Origin of the sequence: Evansella cellulosilytica DSM 2522, from assembly GCF_000177235.2 — a bacterium.
Lineage (GTDB): Bacteria > Bacillota > Bacilli > Bacillales > Salisediminibacteriaceae > Evansella > Evansella cellulosilytica.
Map to the genome: position 1 here is coordinate 3832836 of NC_014829.1, position 17069 is coordinate 3849904.

A 17069-nucleotide genomic window follows, 5' to 3' on the forward strand; every position below is an offset into this window, starting at 1 on the left:
ACATTTATCCACTTCACCTTACTATTATTTTTTAAAGTTTTTTCCCCACTTTTTCTTTTCCTTTGAAGCTGTTCGAAACTCTTCGTAAAAGGCGGAAAGTCCTGCCGCTTGTCCATAAGGGAGTACATCGTTATCTTCTTTGTTTAGTTTTTCTTCGTCGTTTGACTTAACTTCTTGTTCATCTTCTTCAGTAGTTTCTTCGCTGTTATGGGCGTCTTCTTCTGCGCTTCCTTCTATTGCTTGAGTCGCTTCATTCCGATCATTTGGATCTTCTATTGTATTAGATTCCTCTATGATTTCATCGCTCGTTGCCGCAGCTTCACCAGCATAATCATGATCTTCTTCAATTGTTACAGTAGTGTCTTCTATATCGCTCTCAACATCCACGTTATTTTCCATTTCATGTCCTTCACGTTCAAGGTCATTCGTCACGGTTGCTTCATCTTGTTCAGCATCTTCATATGCTTGTACTGCACTTTTCTCAATCACATCTTCTTGGCTGTTTTCTTCTAGCACGTCAGGATGTGCTTGTATAGTTGAAGCGGACGCTTCCTCAGATGCAGACGTGTCATATTCGAAGATATCTTCATCATCATTGACTTGTTGCTTTAAATTTTTCCCACCATTGCGGTCATGGTGTATCACGACAGATGAACGAAGGGCACGCCTCGAAAGGTTTACCATTTCTCCATCAGGAATAAATAATAGGCCTATATGATGGTGATCCCCCTCATATAAAGACGATTGAGCAAATCGAAGCTCCCCTGATCGGTCAACGACTTGTATTTTACAAAAGGCTGAATTTTCCTGAAGCGCTTCATATAAATCTCTTTGAGAATATACTTCCCAGCCATTTACCTTTAAGATTACTTCGCCTACTTCGATTCCCATTTTTTCAGCTGTTGAATGTGGTAAAACTCCGAGTACTGTTAGACCCTTTTCCCGAGAAGTAAAAAGACCTGTTCGGTGTTTGTCACGTGTATGGTGCATGATATAGATGATTTCCCTACCTAAGATACCAACAATAGCAACTGCATACACGAATAGCGGAATAAAGGTTGCTACTCCTGCAAGAGCAAGTAAAAGAATACTTAAGAGGATTAATCTCTTCCCAACATGTTTGACTGCATCCTTTGAATAGCTAGATTGAACGGACATTTGAAAACCTAATATAAATGGTAGAAACATTAATCCTTGCCCCGTTGTACTAATAGAATCAAACAATGGCCACCAGCCTTCAAACGCTAGGTTCCCTACTGGAAAAAGAAATAAGATTGGAACTGGCCATAACCTTTTCGCCTCGTGGTTCCCTATCGTTTTTCCGCGTTTACTTAAAGTAAGCCTTGCATATGTTTTCTTCCATCCGTGTACAAAAATTAGCAGTGATTCTGCTAAAAACAGTACAGCAATAAACCATGCAAATCCGACCATATCCATTGCTTTAATTTCAGAGAGCCAATCATTTAGTAATGAAATGCCTGTCCCACCTTCTGGCAAGAAAAAGGAGATGAGTAAAGCAATACTAGCAACAAACGTCATACTTAAATACTTAAAACTTCTGAATGGCAATACAATAATCCATAGTGAGAGAAGTAATACCATCATGCCAATTGGTATTTCTAGTCCTACTATTGGAAAAATAATAGATAGTATAAGTCCAAAGCTTAAACCAATAGCAATGGGGAAAAATAATTCATGGACGACATCGTATATTCTCGTATGAAAGTTTTTTCTTTCACGCTTCACCCTTGAATAACCGAACCATAGAGCCAATAATACAAATAAGTATGGAAGCGGGTGTAGCCACATTCGTCCAAAAGCTTTTAATAACTCTATCCCAATGACATCCAAAAAAAATCCCCCTTTATCTATCGTTGTGTTTTGTTCTATATAGTGATCTGAAATGTTTCCTATATAATCATTGTAAATCAATTATACAAAAAGAAAAGAACTTTTTCTTCCTTATTATATACTTTTGCTTTGAATATGACCTAATCGTGACATCATTATAGTAGTAATTGCTATGTAAAAAATAGCGTTTTTAGTAGCGATCAATAGCTACATTCATAGCACGTCAATTATGAAAGAGCAATTGCCCTGACTCATCGAGGATATTGATGCTTTCGTTTTGAAGGTGAGAGTTTTGAACCCGGGTTACCTCGAACCCGGGTTCATTTCCCTCACCTTCAGGCTCGCTCTTTCTCTTGTTTTCTCTCGGTTTGAAGGTGAGAGTTTTGAACCCGGGTTACCTTGAACCCGGGTTCGTTTCCCTCACCTTCAGGCTCGCTTATTCTCTTGTTTTCTCTCGTTTTGAAGGTGAGAACTTTGAACCCGGGTTGCCTTGAACCCGGGTTCATTTCTCTCACCTTCAATATACATACAAAAAAAAGAGACTCCTTAGGCATTAAGCAACCTAGTGAGTCTCCCTATCCTTATTGTGTTAAAATTTCTACTGCTTTTTTAAATTGGTTGTCGTGTTCTCTGCTTTGAATGGCATTTATGACTTCCTGCTGCAATTGGTCTGCAGTTTCACTATCGATAACCCCTGTCACTTCTATACCCATATCAGCTTGGAATTGTCGGACTGCTTCTTCCATTTCTTTACTAAAGTATCCGTCAGAACGTTGTGGGTCATATCCTAATCCTTTTAGAATCACTTGTGCAGTAGCAATGTGACTATTATTCATGTCTAACTGTAAATCTTCGTCTGTGTTAATCGGTGACACATAGAAAAACTCAGGCTGTTCCACTTCGATTGTCGGCGCTACACCTTCTTCATTAATGAAGTTTCCAGCGGAAGTTAACCATTTAAATAAAGTCAATTTAATTTCACTTCCATCGCCTACATCTAACGTTTGTTGAACAGTACCTTTACCGAAGGTTGTTTGCCCAACTAATTCATAGTTACCAGCCTCATTTAGTGCAGCTGCTAAAATCTCTGATGCAGAAGCGCTTCCCTCGTTAATTAAACCCACAATTGGGTATGGCTTCGTCTCATCTAAGCTAGAAAGACGGCGACCTTTTTCCCCAGCACGATCTTCGATTTGAAGCACTGGTTCACCACCAGGAATAACCATACTACCAATTGACTCGACCACTTGTAAAAGTCCCCCTGGATTGTCACGAACGTCAATGATTAAACCATCTATTCCTTGTGATTCTAAATTACTTAGCTCTTCACCGAAACGGACAGCCGTGTTTTGAGAGAAAGACGTGATCTCGATGACACCAATCGTTTGACCATTTTCCTCAATTATATCACTATATACTGTCTCAATAGGAATAGTATCACGAATGATATCTACATCAAATGGCTCAGAAACACCAGGTCTTTCTATCGTTAATGTAACAGTTGTCCCTTTTTCACCGCGTATTTTTAGAACAGCATCATACAATGCAAGACCTTCGACACTTTCACCATCGACCTTTAAGATTTGGTCATTCGTACGCAAGCCAGCCCTCTCTGCAGGAGAGTCACGAAATGGGACCATAATAGTAACTCGGCCATCACTCATACTTACTTCTGCTCCAATGCCTTCAAAAGAGGAGTCTAACGATTCCATAAACTCTTGCGCTGTTTCTTGATCCATATAGACTGAATACGGATCACCTAGCGAATCGAGCATCCCGGAGATAGCACCCTCCAACAAATCATTTCCCTCTACTTCTTCATAATAACTATTTAAAATAATATCAAAGGCTTTACTGAATTTCTCTATATATTCTAGTTCTTTTAGTCCATCTTCTAACTCACCATTTACGGCAACCGCCTCTTCATCCATACTATCAACTGACTCAGACGACCTTACCTCTGCTATTTGCATGCCCGCAAACGTAATCCCTGAACCTAGAACTAAAGATAGTCCGATCATTACTGCTATTAGTGATTTTTTGACTTCCATTGTCCCACCTCATTTAAGCCTCTTATCGTATTTTTATTCATCGTTACTCATGTTCGAATTTTATTTAATTTGTATTAATCATAACAAACATTCGGTCATAAATGAATTGTGACCTCTTTCCTTTTAAAAAAGCATGGCTTATTATATGTGTTTCTAATAAGATTATGTGCTCGTGCTATTTAATTGTCTAGGTGAAAATAAATAGGTCACCTAAAAAATATCCTTTTAGATGACCTACTTTATCATATTTCTTTCAATAAAACCTTATTAAAATTCTTCCATCATTTTAGTTAATATAATTCATAGGGTTTCTTGAGTTAGATTTCGCTGCATTCCAACCACCCTCGTGAACTTCGAAGTGTAAATGTGGCCCAGTCGACTCACCTGTATTACCCATTATCCCAATTTGTTGCCCTCTGCTCACTCGTTGCCCATTTGAAATGGAAAAGCTCGCTAAATGAGCATAAAGGGTAGTAACAGTTCTGCCTTCGATTACATGCGTAATGAGAATTGTATTACCATAACCATTCATCCAGCCTGCATAAGTAACAGTACCTGCTTCAGCTGCTACAATAGGAACATTCGAACGACCACCTTGTCCAATATCAATTCCATGATGCATTCTTCCCCAACGGTGCCCGTATCCTGAAGTTATTGTTCCAGTAGCTGGTCTCATTAATGTAGATGAGCTATTGTCAGGTGGTGGTGAAGCGTTATTATTAGTATTTGAATTATTATCTTGTGATGGAGGCGGACTACTAGGTTGTTCTTGTTCCTGCTGTTGTTGACGCTCCAACTCTAATTGCCTTTGTCGTTCTTCCTCTTCTTTTCGCTTACGTTCTTCTTCCTCTTGTCTTTTACGTTCTTCTTCTAATCTTCTTTGCTCTTCTTCCCAGCGCTCAAGCTCTTGCTTCGCTGCTTCCTCTTGAGCTAATAATATCGCTTGTTCTTCTTCGAGAGAAACCATTTGATCCTCTAGGCTAATCTCTTCTTCTCTTAACCAATCTAATATTTCATCTTTTTCAGCTAATTGGCCTTTTAATTCGGCTTTTAAACTTTCTAATTGTGACATTTGATCTTCTAAATTCATTAACTCATTTTCTAAATCGAGTTTTGCTGCTTCAACAGCCTCTTTGTCAGCTACGTGCTGTTCTAATATATTTCGATCCTGTTGTGCGATTGTATTTAAAGCCGTTACACGCTCAATTAAGTCACCGAAGCTCTGTGCACCCAGGATAACTTGTATGTAACTCAAGGATCCACCGCTTTGGTACATAGACCTTGCTCGGTCTTTAAGTATTTCGTCTCTTTGTGCAATTCTTTCCTCTAAAATTTCTATTTCCTCAACTAAATCTGTTATTCTATCATTTGTTTCATCAATTTCTTCTTGCTTAGAATCAATAGCACTGTTCGTAATTGCCATTTCTTCATCTAATTTTCTAATATCCGCTGCAGCTTGGTCAATCTCAGCTTGAACTTGTTTTAGTTCTTCTTCTGCCTCTTCAGCTTCCCTTTCAATATCACTTTGTTGTTCTTGGTACGAATTAATTTCATCACGAAGTTCATTTCCAGTATTCGCCTCTGCAGTTGTAAGTAGATTCGTCCCTAAAAATGTTGAAAAAGTAAGTAGTATAGCTAGTGATACATATAGTAGCCTTCGATCCATCAATTTACCCTCCTTCTGCATTTTTTCTTGTTTTATTTCCACGGAAATAGTCATTATTAGACAGAAATTGTTATTTATATAGAACATTGTCAAAAGATACAGTCAAATCTTTTAGGGCAATAGCTTGGCTGCGTGCGTCAAACGGAGAATAGTCTCCGCTTGACTTTAAGTGATACGCAGCACTCGCTCATTGCTTCTAACAATGTCAAAAGGTACAATACGACCTTTTGACATCGTTCTTATATTCTTAAGAATTTTCTTACGCTCATCATACTTCCCCAAATACCAACAAACGCGCCGATTGCGGTAAGTAGTAAGGCCATTTGAGACAGTAAAGGATTTGGTGCTAAAAAGCTAAAGAAGTCTAATCCTGTTTGTTGACCCATGCTAGAATAAAAGTTTGAATATCCGTAGCTTAAGATTGCTATAGGAATAACTGCACCTAAAGTACCTAACAATAATCCTTCTACAAAGAATGGCCATCTAATAAAGCCGTTTGTAGCACCTACTAGTTTCATAATTTGAATTTCTCGTTTTCTAGCAATAATAGTTAATTTAATCGTGTTCGCAATTAAAAACATCGCCGTAAACATTAATGCAATAATAATCGCAAAACCAACCATACGAACAAAATCAGTAGCACTAAATAGCTGTTCAAAAATATCTTTACCGTATTCGACATTCTCTACATGTGATAAATCTTCAATATCACTTGCAATAACATCTGTTTCTTCTGGATTCTCAGCTTGTACAACAAATTTGTCATTGAGCGGGTTTTCATCACGAAGCATTTCGTAAAGCCCACCCTGCTCTCCTAAGCTATCAATCAAGGCGTCTAGCCCTTCATCTTTAGAAACAAATGTGACTGATTCGACACCATCTATTCCTTCGAGCTCATCTAGCAGTTCATCATGATCATCTTCACTTGCCGTTAAATCGATAAATACTTGTACTTCTACATCGCCTTCAAGCGCACTAGCAAAATGGTTAACATTCATAATAACTAATAAAAATGCACCTACAACGAGAAGCATGACGGTAACAGCACTTACCGATGCAAACGTCATCCATCCGTTACGAACGAGGTTTTTACAGCCTTCTTTTAAATGCCTCAAAAGGGTTCTACTTTTCATAGCCGTATTCCCCCTTCATTTCGTCTCTAGCGATTCGTCCGCCTTCTATTGCGATCACTCGTTTACGAATTGTGTTTACAATTTCTTTATTATGGGTAGCCATAACTATAGTAGTACCACGGTTATTGATATCCTCTAAAATATCCATAATTTCCCAAGAAGTTTCTGGGTCAAGGTTTCCTGTGGGCTCGTCCGCAATTAAAACAGACGGACTATTAACGATAGCACGAGCGATCGCAACACGTTGTTGCTCTCCACCTGATAATTCGTCTGGATAGAATCGTGCTTTATTTTTTAAGTGGACAATTTCTAATACATTCATGACGCGTCTACGAATATTACTTTTGCTTTCCTCAATAACTTCCATAGCGAAGGCAACATTTTCATAAACAGATAAAGACGGGAGTAGTTTGAAGTCCTGAAAAATTACCCCCATATTTCTACGAATATACGGAATCTGTCGTTCTTTTACTTTTGCTAAGTTTTTACCATCAATAATGATGTCTCCACGAGTTGGTTTTTCTTCGCGATACATCATTTTTATAAACGTCGATTTTCCTGCACCACTCGGTCCAACTACATAAACAAACTCGCCTTTGTCTATATTTATATCTATTCCATTGATCGCCATTACGCCGTTCGGATATGTTTTCCAAACTTCATTCATCGTTATCATTCAATCACTTCCTATTTTTGTTTTCCATAAAATGTCGAAAAGTGCGGTATATACTAAAGTAAACGCAGTTGCTGTTCACTCAATTGAACACATCATGACAAAAAAATATGTTTTAATTATGAAGTTTACTCTATATTTCTACAAAACTTTTACTCTTAAACATTATATCATCATAAATTGACGTGTTAAGGGTATTTTTTTTACAATTATATTTCAAAGCTGAAATATATTAACCAAAGCTGATATTTTATGGAAAAATTTATGGTTTTTTATAGTAAAAAAAGAAGTTTATGTGAGAAAGTTACTTTTCAGAATAGGCTATCATTTTTGTTGATGTCGAAATTTGTAATTCTTCCTACTAGTTTCCCAAAGCTAAACTTGCAAAACAGTGTATTTAAACATAAAAAAATGAGGAAGACTCAAATGGTAATTTTTTTACCTATTAAGTCTTCCTCTTCTTTTACTGTTGATCTGCTACCCATGCAGCAACATTCTCTGCTTCTTCCCCAGTAATCACGTTTTTAGGCATAATACCTGGGCCTTCTTCGATTGCAGATAATACCTCTTCCTTTGAAAGCCCGATGATGCCAGGTCCACCAGATCTACCGCCTAAATCTTGACCGTGACAGCCAGAACAACGACCGATATAGACTGCTTCTGCGCTAGAAGCATCATATAATACCTCTTCATCACTCGTATTAGCTATCTCTTCCTCATTTTGCTCTATATCTTCACCAGTTTGGGGCTCGTCCACTTCATCCTCAGTCGTGCCACACGCGGACGTCAATATTATCGTTCCAATTAGCGTCATAAGGAGCTTCTTCATCGTGTTTCATTCTCCTATCTTATCGTTATTTATAGGGAATTTCCTCCTCTTATTATAACGCTTTTATTTATTTTTAAAACCTTTTCCTAACACTTCAGAAGCATTCGTTACGATAACAAATGCGTTTGGATCTATCGTTTTCACAACTTGCTTCAGCTTCGTAACTTCATTTCGACCGACAACACACATAAGGACAGGTCGCTTATCATTTGTATAGCCACCGTACCCATCGAGCTTTGTGACGCCTCTATCTACTTTTGTTAATAAGCCTTGCTTCACTTCTTCTTCATACCCTGAAATGATGATTGCCATTTTGGAATACCCAAAGCCTATTTGTACAAGGTCAATTGTTTTCCCCGTCGTAAATAGTCCAATGAGTGCGTACAGTGCAAATTCAAATCCAAAGATCACTCCTGATGCCGCTACAACCAATCCATCCATAATAAATATACATGCACCTAACGACAAACCTGTATATTTGTTCACTATTTGAGCTGCTAAGTCTGTTCCCCCTGTCGAGGAATTGGAGCGAAATACGATCCCTAATCCTAAACCAACACCAATCCCACCGAAGAGCGCGGCTAATAGTGGATCAGAGGTTGCAGCCTCAAAATCTCTCGTCATAAACACGACAAATGGTAAAAAAATCGTCCCAACGAGCGTTTTAACACCGTACATAATGCTGCCGACTAAGCTTCCGCCTAACAGTAGTACTCCAGCTACAAACAGTGGAATGTTAATAGCCCACTGTGTATAAGCGGGTTCAAATGCAAACAGTGATTGAAAAAGGATAGAAATACCGGAAACCCCACCGGAAGCAATTTGATTAGGCAGTAGAAATATATTAAATGAGATCGCTACAATAGCAGAACCTATGAGTACATGGGCAAATTCCAGTATCGTTCTATGTAACGGTTTGATTGGCTCTAACTCTAATTTTCTTTGCATTTTTTTCATCATCATGATCACCTTACCTTAGGTTACTCAACGTTCACTATTCTATTAAAAATCACACGCTGTTTTTAAAATCCTAAAGTAGTATAACACCATGAAATGAACGTGTAAACGCGATTGTAGTAACGCTTTAACAGGTTAGTGTGCTGAGATGATTCGTGTTATTAAAGCCAATTTATAAACTTCACATTTTTCAAGAAAAAAAGAGTGATCCAAAAGACAAAAACGACTTTTGTATCACCCTCATTAAGAACCAAATTTAGTTTATTTTTGATCGCAAATACGCATCGATAAATGGATCGAGTTCACCGTCCATGACTGACTGAGTGTTTCCTGTTTCGTAGTTTGTACGGTGATCTTTCACCATGTTATAAGGATGGAAGACGTAAGAACGTATTTGGCTTCCCCACCCAATATCAGACTGCTCACCACGGATTTCATCTAGCTCCTGCTGTTGGCGTTCTATTTCTAATTGAAATAGCTTCGCCTTTAGCATCTTCATTGCTTGTTCACGGTTTTTAATTTGTGAACGCTCCGATTGACATGTCACTACCGTATTCGTTGGCAAGTGTGTAATACGAACAGCAGAGTCTGTTGTGTTAATGTGCTGTCCACCTGCTCCACTCGCACGATACGTATCTATTTTCAGCTGATCTGGAGAGATTTCAATTTCGACATTGTCATCAAGCTCTGGCATCACTTCGCATGATACAAATGAAGTATGTCGACGACCAGATGAATCGAATGGAGAAATTCTAACGAGTCGATGGACTCCTTTTTCAGCCTTTAAATAACCGTAGGCGTTGTGGCCAGAAATCATGAGTGTAACACTTTTCACCCCTGCTTCGTCACCTGGTAAGTAGTCTAGAGTTTCCACTTTAAAGCCTTTATCATCGGCCCAGCGTTGGTACATACGTAAGAGCATCGATGCCCAATCTTGTGACTCCGTTCCCCCCGCTCCAGGGTGAAGCTCTAATATTGCATTGTTTTTATCATACGGTTCACTTAACAGCAGTTGAAGCTCAAAATCATTAAACTTTTTCCCTAATTCCTTTATTCCTGCATGTAAATCAGCCGCTAATTCTTCGTCTCCCTCTTCCTTTACTAATTCGTAGGAAACATCTAGATCCTCTTGCTCTGCCTCTAATTCACGGTACGTGTCGACCATTTCCTTTAAAGCATTGTTTTCACTAATAATCTTTTGCGCATTATCTTGATTATCCCAGAAGGACGGATCTGACATGAGCTCCTCCAGCTCTGCGATACGTGTCTCTTTTTCCTCTAAGTCAAAGAGACCCCCTAAAGTCATTTAATCGTTTTGCCATTGCTGCTAATTCTTGTTTAATTTCCACTAATTCCATCTTACAACATCACCTCATAAAAAATTATATTGACACAAACGGAGAAGGCGCTTCGGTGAGCCCCTTCTCTTCTTTGTTATTGTTATTCGATCAACCTCAAAAGGTATAAGGCGACCTTCTTACTCAAGATCAACACCAAAAGGTATAAGGCGACCTTTTGGTGTTGATCTCTTATTTTCCGTGGCAGTTTTTGTATTTTTTGCCGGAACCGCATGGGCATGCGTCGTTACGTCCAACGGTGCTCTCTTTACGGAATGGGGTTTTTCGTTTCTTTTCCTGCTGTGCTTCTGTTGCACTTCTGTGCACTGCTTTTCCTTCTGCAACTTGCTTACGCTCTAGGTTTGTTTGAATTTGTGCGTTCATTACATAACGCGACACATCTTCTTCAATGGAGGCAATCATCTCCTCGAACATTTGGAAGCCTTCAAACTTATATTCGCGAAGTGGGTCGTTTTGACCATATGCACGTAAGTGAATACCTTGTCGTAGCTGCTCCATTTGGTCGATGTGTGCTGTCCATTTAGAATCAACGATACGCAGTAATATCACTTTTTCGAATTCACGCATATGCTCTGACGTAAACTCTTCTTCTCTGCGGTCGTATTCTTCGATGACACGATCCATGATTAACTCGACCATTTCTTCAGGGTCTAGGCCATCTATATCTTTCAATTCAATTTCTTTGTCATTTAGAACTGTTGCGTTGACATAATCTACGATCCCTTGTAAGTTCCAATCTTCCGGCACTTCAGATTCAGGCGTATATAATGACACATTACGCTCGACCATAGATTCAATCATTTTTTCTACAACTTCACGCAAGTTCTCTGATTCTAAAACTTCCATACGTTGCTCATAAATAATGTCACGTTGTTCACGCATAACATCATCGTATTGAAGTAATTGCTTACGCGCATCAAAGTTATTACCCTCTACGCGTTTTTGAGCTTGTTCAACAGCACGAGAAACCATTTTACTTTCAATTGGCTGATCCTCTGTCATACCAAGACGTTCCATCATTTTACTCATATTTTCTGAACCAAAGCGACGCATTAACGTATCCTCTAGTGATAAATAGAAGCGTGATTCCCCTGGATCCCCTTGACGACCTGAACGCCCACGAAGCTGATTATCGATACGTCTACTTTCATGACGCTCCGTTCCTAATACGAATAACCCACCTAGCTCTTTCACGCCTTCGCCTAGCTTGATGTCTGTTCCACGTCCGGCCATATTCGTTGCAATTGTGACCGCTTTTCTTTGCCCTGCATTTTCGATGATTTCCGCTTCACGTTCATGATTCTTCGCATTTAACACGTTATGCGGAATGCGCTTTTTCTTCAGCAATGAAGAAATTAGCTCAGACGTATCTACATTTACAGTACCAACGAGGACAGGCTGCCCTTTTTGATAAAGCTCATCAATTTGCTCAACAATCGCACGGAACTTAGCTTCCATCGTTTTATAGATTAAGTCAGGCTGATCGAGACGAGCAATAGGCTCATTTGTTGGGACAAAGTAAACGTTCATTCCGTAAATATTACGGAATTCCTCTTCCTCTGTTTTCGCCGTACCTGTCATCCCCGCAAGCTTTTCATACATACGGAAATAGTTCTGGAACGTAATTGACGCCATCGTCATACTTTCGCGCTTAATTTCTAACCCTTCCTTCGCCTCAATCGCTTGGTGCAAGCCGTCGCTATAACGACGCCCCTTCATGAGACGACCAGTGAATTGGTCAACAATCGCTACTTCACCATCATCAACAACGTAGTCTTCATCGCGAATCATCACTTTATGTGCCTTTAGCGCTTGATTAATATGATGATTTAATTGCGAGTGCTCAGAATCAAATAAGTTTTCTATTCCAAACGTTCTTTCAGCTTTACTAACACCTTCGTCTGTAATTTGAACGTTCTTCGTTTTTTCGTCATACGTAAAATCTTCGTCTTCCTTCAGCATGCGAACAAAGGAATTTGCAGCTGTATATAGCTGTGTCGATTTTTCAGCAGAACCAGAAATGATAAGCGGCGTACGGGCTTCATCAATTAAAATTGAGTCAACCTCATCGACGATCGCATAATGCAATGGGCGCTGAACCATTTGTTTTTTATAAATGACCATGTTATCTCTTAAGTAGTCAAACCCTAACTCATTGTTTGTAGCATAAGTGACGTCACAATTGTACGCAGCTCTTTTCTCATCCTTTGACATACCAGACAAGTTTAATCCTACGGTAAGGCCAAGGAATGTATATAGCTTGCCCATTTCTTCAGCGTCACGCTTCGCTAAATATTCGTTCACTGTAACAACGTGTACACCCTTTTCCGTAATAGCATTTAAATAAACAGCTAAAGTTGCAACGAGCGTTTTACCTTCCCCTGTTTTCATTTCAGCGATATCACCGTGATGGAGAATAATCCCCCCGATAAGCTGAACTGAATAATGACGTAATCCAAGCGCACGAGTAGCTCCCTCGCGAACAACAGCAAACGCCTCTGGGATCATCGACTCTAGTTTTTCACCATTACGGTAGCGTTCCTTAAATTCTTCTGTTTTTTGGCGCAAACCATCATCACTTAGCTTTTTAATATCATCAGCAAGTGCTTCAATTTGATCGACCGTTTTTTGTAATTTCTTTATGTGCCTTGCATCCGAATCTCCAATGACCTTTTTTAACAAACCTAACATCGGACATTGCTCCCTTTTTATTTATTTCAAGTTATTCTTGTAAAAACGATACTGTCTCTCTAAAACCTATCTTTCATTTTAACAGTTTGCTAAGTCCCTTACAACAATTCGTATATGTATGTGTATTGGATTCAAAAAGATAACTTCCGACAATTTTGTGAAAAGCTTCTTACTCTCAAGACTTGATGATTGACAGCATGAATAGACACTATATACTCATGAAGGGAAAGTATCATAGTTGAAGTTTTGAAATCGCTTTAATATACTTTATTTTATCTATGGCACAAGGTGGTGAAAAAATGATTACAGTTAAAAAAGTATTAAATAATAATGTCATTATCGCAGAGCATTCTCAATATGATGAAATTGTCCTTATCGGTAAAGGGCTAGGGTTTGGGAAAAAAACTGGCGACGAAGTAGCTGGACAAAAGGCAGAAAAATTCTTCGTTCTAAAGGATGCTCAAGAGCAGCAGCAATATATAAATCTTCTTGAATATGTTGACGAGTCTTTTATCGAAATGATGAATGACTTTATTGGGAAAATCGAGGAACGCTTTCAAACAAGCTTAAACGAGCATATTCATGTCGGCTTAACTGATCACCTTTATTTTGCCATTAAACGAATCAAGCAAGGGATGGATGTGAAGAACCCATTTGGTCGTGAAACCGAATTAGCTTATCCAAAGGAATATGCGATGGCAACGGAAATAGTCGAAGCGCTAAACGATAAGCTCAATATGAAAATACCTACAGGTGAAATCGGCTTTATTGCCCTCCACATTCACAGTGCCTTGTCCAATCGAGCATTAAATGAAATTAATAAACATACGATGCTCGTTACAGAATTAGTGAACATGATTGAAGATAACCTTAAAATAACAATAGATAAGCAGGATATGAACTATTTACGATTAGTGAGACACCTTCATCATACGATAGACCGTGTTACATCAGGTAATTATATGGAGGAACAAGATGCGCTTAAAAAGGTATTGCAAGAAGAATATCCGATATGCTACACTTTGTCATGGAAGTTAATGAGAGTGATGCAACAAAAGTTGCAAAAGCCAGTACCAGACGCGGAATCTGTATATTTAACGTTACATATTCAACGTCTTTACAACAAAATATAACACACACATTTTTTACGTGTTACTGGTGAAGCAGGCATGAGTGAAAAAGGTTGTATAGCACTTTAGATTAAGGGAAATCTACCCTTAACGTTAAGTGTTGTATTTCTTTTTCTCTTATGCCTTTTTTTGTTGTTCATTTTTATTAACATATTTTACAAAAATCAAGGAGGTCAATGCACATGTTTAAAAAGCTATTTGGTCAATTGCAGCGTATTGGTAAGTCACTCATGCTACCAGTTGCTATTTTACCTGCTGCAGGTTTACTTCTTGCAATTGGTAATGCAATGAAAAATCCAAATATGACATCATTAATGCCCTTTTTAGAAAACGATTTCTTCGCTTCTTTAGCTACTATGATGGAATCGGCTGGGGGTATCATTTTTGACAACTTGGCGATTATTTTCGCTCTAGGTGTCGCCGTCGGTTTAGCGAACGGAGCTGGGGTAGCAGCATTAGCCGCTATCGTTGGTTTCCTCGTCATGAACGTGACAATGAGTGTGATGGGCGGATTAACTGTTGAAGGAGTTTTAACAGAAGGAAATCCTGCTCATGCGCTCGTCCTCGGTATCCCAACATTACAAACGGGTGTATTCGGGGGGATCATTATCGGTGCGCTCGCTGCATGGGCGTATAACCGATATTACACGATTGAATTACCAGCGTTTTTAGGATTCTTTGCTGGAAAACGTTTCGTACCAATTGTAACAGCATTTACTGCATTTTTCGTCGGTGTGGCAATGTTTTTCGTGTGGCCACCAATTCAAACTGGTTTAAACACTGCATCTGAATTTTTAATGAATGAAGCGATGACGCTTGCCGTCTTTGCATTTGGTTTCATTAAGCGTTTATTAATTCCATTCGGACTTCATCATATTTTCCACGCTCCGTTTTGGTTTGAATTCGGTTCTTACACTACGGCTGCAGGAGATGTAGTCCGTGGAGATATGAACATCTTTTTCGCACAATTACGTGATGGTGCTGAATTAACAGCGGGTCACTTCATGGCTGGGGAATTCCCAATTATGATGTTCGGTCTTCCAGCTGCGGCATTGGCAATGTACCATCAAGCACGTCCAGAAAATAAAAAAATTGTTGGTGGTTTATTAGGTTCAGCTGCCTTAACTTCCTTTTTAACTGGAATTACTGAGCCAATTGAATTCTCATTCTTGTTCTTATCACCGTTACTATTCTTCATTCACGCGGTGTTAGACGGTTTATCATTCGTTATCCTGTATTGGCTAAACATTAACATGGGGTACACATTCTCAGGTGGTGCGATCGACTTCTTCCTATTCGGTGTCGTTCCTGGTCGTGAACCGTGGTGGCTTGTAATTCTCGTTGGTTTAGTGTTTGCTGTAATTTACTATGTGCTATTTACATTCATGATCAAAAAGTTTAATCTCATGACACCAGGCCGTGAGAAAAACGTTGGCATGGTTGATGAAGATCAAAATAACCGTAAAGGCGGCGGCAATACTGAGCTTCCTTACAACATCTTAAAAGCGTTAGGTGGTAAAGAAAACTTAACTCACCTTGATGCTTGTATTACTCGCTTACGTGTATCTGTGTCTGATAACACAAAAGTAGATAAAAATCGTCTGAAGGAGCTTGGCGCATCTGGTGTCATGCAAGTGGACCAAAACTTCCAAGCAATATTTGGTCCTAGATCAGAAACAATTAAGAGTCAAATTGAAGACATTATTAGTGGAAAAACACCGACTCCTGAGGAGGAAATTGAAACACCTTCTAACGAGAACTGCGATGCTCCGATGGAAGGTGACGATAATGCCGAGGCTAATGCGGTAGGTGTTCCTGCAACGCAAGTTTCTATTGCAGTACCAATGGCTGGGGTTATCAAACCAATTTCTGAAGTACCTGATCAAATGTTCGCAGAAAAAATGATGGGTGACGGTTTCGCGGTTGATCCAACAGATTCTAACGGTGCAGTCGTTTCTCCTGTAAGTGGAACAATCGTTAACTTATTCCACACAAAACACGCGATCGGTATCGAAACGGAAGGTGGAACAGAGGTGTTAGTCCATGTCGGAATCGACACTGTCAAGCTTGGCGGAAAAGGCTTTGAAGCTGCAGTAGCGCAAGGAGACAAAGTCGAACAAGGACAAAAGCTTCTTCAAGTAGACCTGGCATCAGTGAAAAACGAAGCGCCTTCTGTCATGACACCTATTGTGTTCACTAACTTAAAAGAAGATGAATATGTCGTCATCGATAGACCTGGACCAACAAAAGCTGGTGAAACAGGCAGAATCCGAATTGCAAAGAAATAAGTGTTAGCTTTTTACCAAGCGAGGAATTGCACCTCGCTTGGTTTTTTTGTGGGTTTTTGCGGTGATGAGGATGAGATTTTCTTTAGGAAGGCGCTAAATTAACTAATAGAAGATATATTTCACAAATGGGTTGTTAGTCTCTAGTCCTTTTTCTTACTTTAAATGGGCTGCTATTTTAGTTTGCTGCCCTTTCTTATGCTGTTCCTTACTTTGAATGGGACGCTATTTTAGTTTGCTGCCCTTTCTTATGCTGTTCCTTACTTTGAATGGGCTGCTATTTTAGTTTGCTGCCCTTTTTTATGCTGTTCCTTACTTTGAATGGGCTGCTATTTTAGTTTGCTGCCCTTTTTTATGCTGTTCCTTACTTTGAATGGGCTGCTATTTTAGTTTGCTCGCCTTTCTATTACTTTCTCCTACTTTGAATGGGACGCTTTTTTGGGTT

At 39.2% G+C, this 17069-nt stretch carries 11 protein-coding genes; 2 read left to right on the top strand and 9 right to left on the bottom strand.

Annotated elements, in window-relative coordinates:
- Positions 1–24: 24 nt before the first annotated feature.
- The 9 genes from BCELL_RS17745 to secA form a co-directional block, all read right to left on the bottom strand.
- Positions 25–1851, bottom strand: coding sequence for a PDZ domain-containing protein (locus BCELL_RS17745; protein ID WP_013490152.1), 1827 nt, complete (start codon positions 1849–1851; stop codon positions 25–27).
- Between the two features lie 581 nt (positions 1852–2432).
- Positions 2433–3902 (bottom strand): S41 family peptidase, encoded by a 1470-nt coding sequence (locus BCELL_RS17750; RefSeq protein ID WP_013490153.1) that lies wholly within the window; start codon positions 3900–3902, stop codon positions 2433–2435.
- Between the two features lie 286 nt (positions 3903–4188).
- Entirely contained in the window at positions 4189–5568 is a 1380-nt protein-coding gene (locus BCELL_RS23245; protein ID WP_013490154.1) for a murein hydrolase activator EnvC family protein, read from the bottom strand.
- 239 nt (positions 5569–5807) lie between these two features.
- Positions 5808–6701 carry a permease-like cell division protein FtsX gene (ftsX, locus tag BCELL_RS17760; RefSeq protein ID WP_013490155.1) on the bottom strand — a complete coding sequence of 298 codons (894 nt, stop codon included), beginning with the start codon at positions 6699–6701 and terminating at the stop codon, positions 5808–5810.
- Positions 6691–7377: a cell division ATP-binding protein FtsE gene (gene ftsE / locus BCELL_RS17765; RefSeq protein ID WP_013490156.1), complete on the bottom strand. Its 687-nt coding sequence runs from the start codon at positions 7375–7377 to the stop codon at positions 6691–6693. The genes ftsX and ftsE overlap by 11 nt, the downstream gene beginning before the upstream one ends.
- A gap of 460 nt (positions 7378–7837) precedes the next feature.
- On the bottom strand, positions 7838–8203 hold the full coding sequence (locus tag BCELL_RS21770; RefSeq protein ID WP_013490157.1) for a c-type cytochrome: 366 nt from the start codon (positions 8201–8203) through the stop codon (positions 7838–7840).
- A gap of 63 nt (positions 8204–8266) precedes the next feature.
- Entirely contained in the window at positions 8267–9151 is an 885-nt protein-coding gene (locus tag BCELL_RS17775; protein ID WP_041809163.1) for a YitT family protein, read from the bottom strand.
- A 265-nt stretch (positions 9152–9416) separates the two neighbouring features.
- Positions 9417–10518, bottom strand: a protein-coding gene (gene prfB / locus BCELL_RS17780; protein ID WP_013490159.1) for a peptide chain release factor 2 whose coding sequence is annotated in 2 segments (ribosomal slippage) — positions 9417–10445 and positions 10447–10518 — 1101 coding nt in all. Because the reading frame shifts where the segments join, the coding sequence is not laid out codon by codon here.
- A gap of 171 nt (positions 10519–10689) precedes the next feature.
- Entirely contained in the window at positions 10690–13209 is a 2520-nt protein-coding gene (gene secA, locus BCELL_RS17785) for a preprotein translocase subunit SecA (protein WP_013490160.1), read from the bottom strand.
- A 299-nt stretch (positions 13210–13508) separates the two neighbouring features.
- Between secA and glcT the strand changes: the two genes are divergently transcribed.
- Positions 13509–14342, top strand: a complete 834-nt coding sequence (gene glcT / locus BCELL_RS17790; protein WP_013490161.1) for a glucose PTS transporter transcription antiterminator GlcT — start codon at positions 13509–13511, stop codon at positions 14340–14342.
- Between the two features lie 179 nt (positions 14343–14521).
- Positions 14522–16627 carry a glucose-specific PTS transporter subunit IIBC gene (gene ptsG, locus BCELL_RS17795; protein WP_013490162.1) on the top strand — a complete coding sequence of 702 codons (2106 nt, stop codon included), beginning with the start codon at positions 14522–14524 and terminating at the stop codon, positions 16625–16627.
- The last annotated feature ends 442 nt before the right edge of the window (positions 16628–17069 follow it).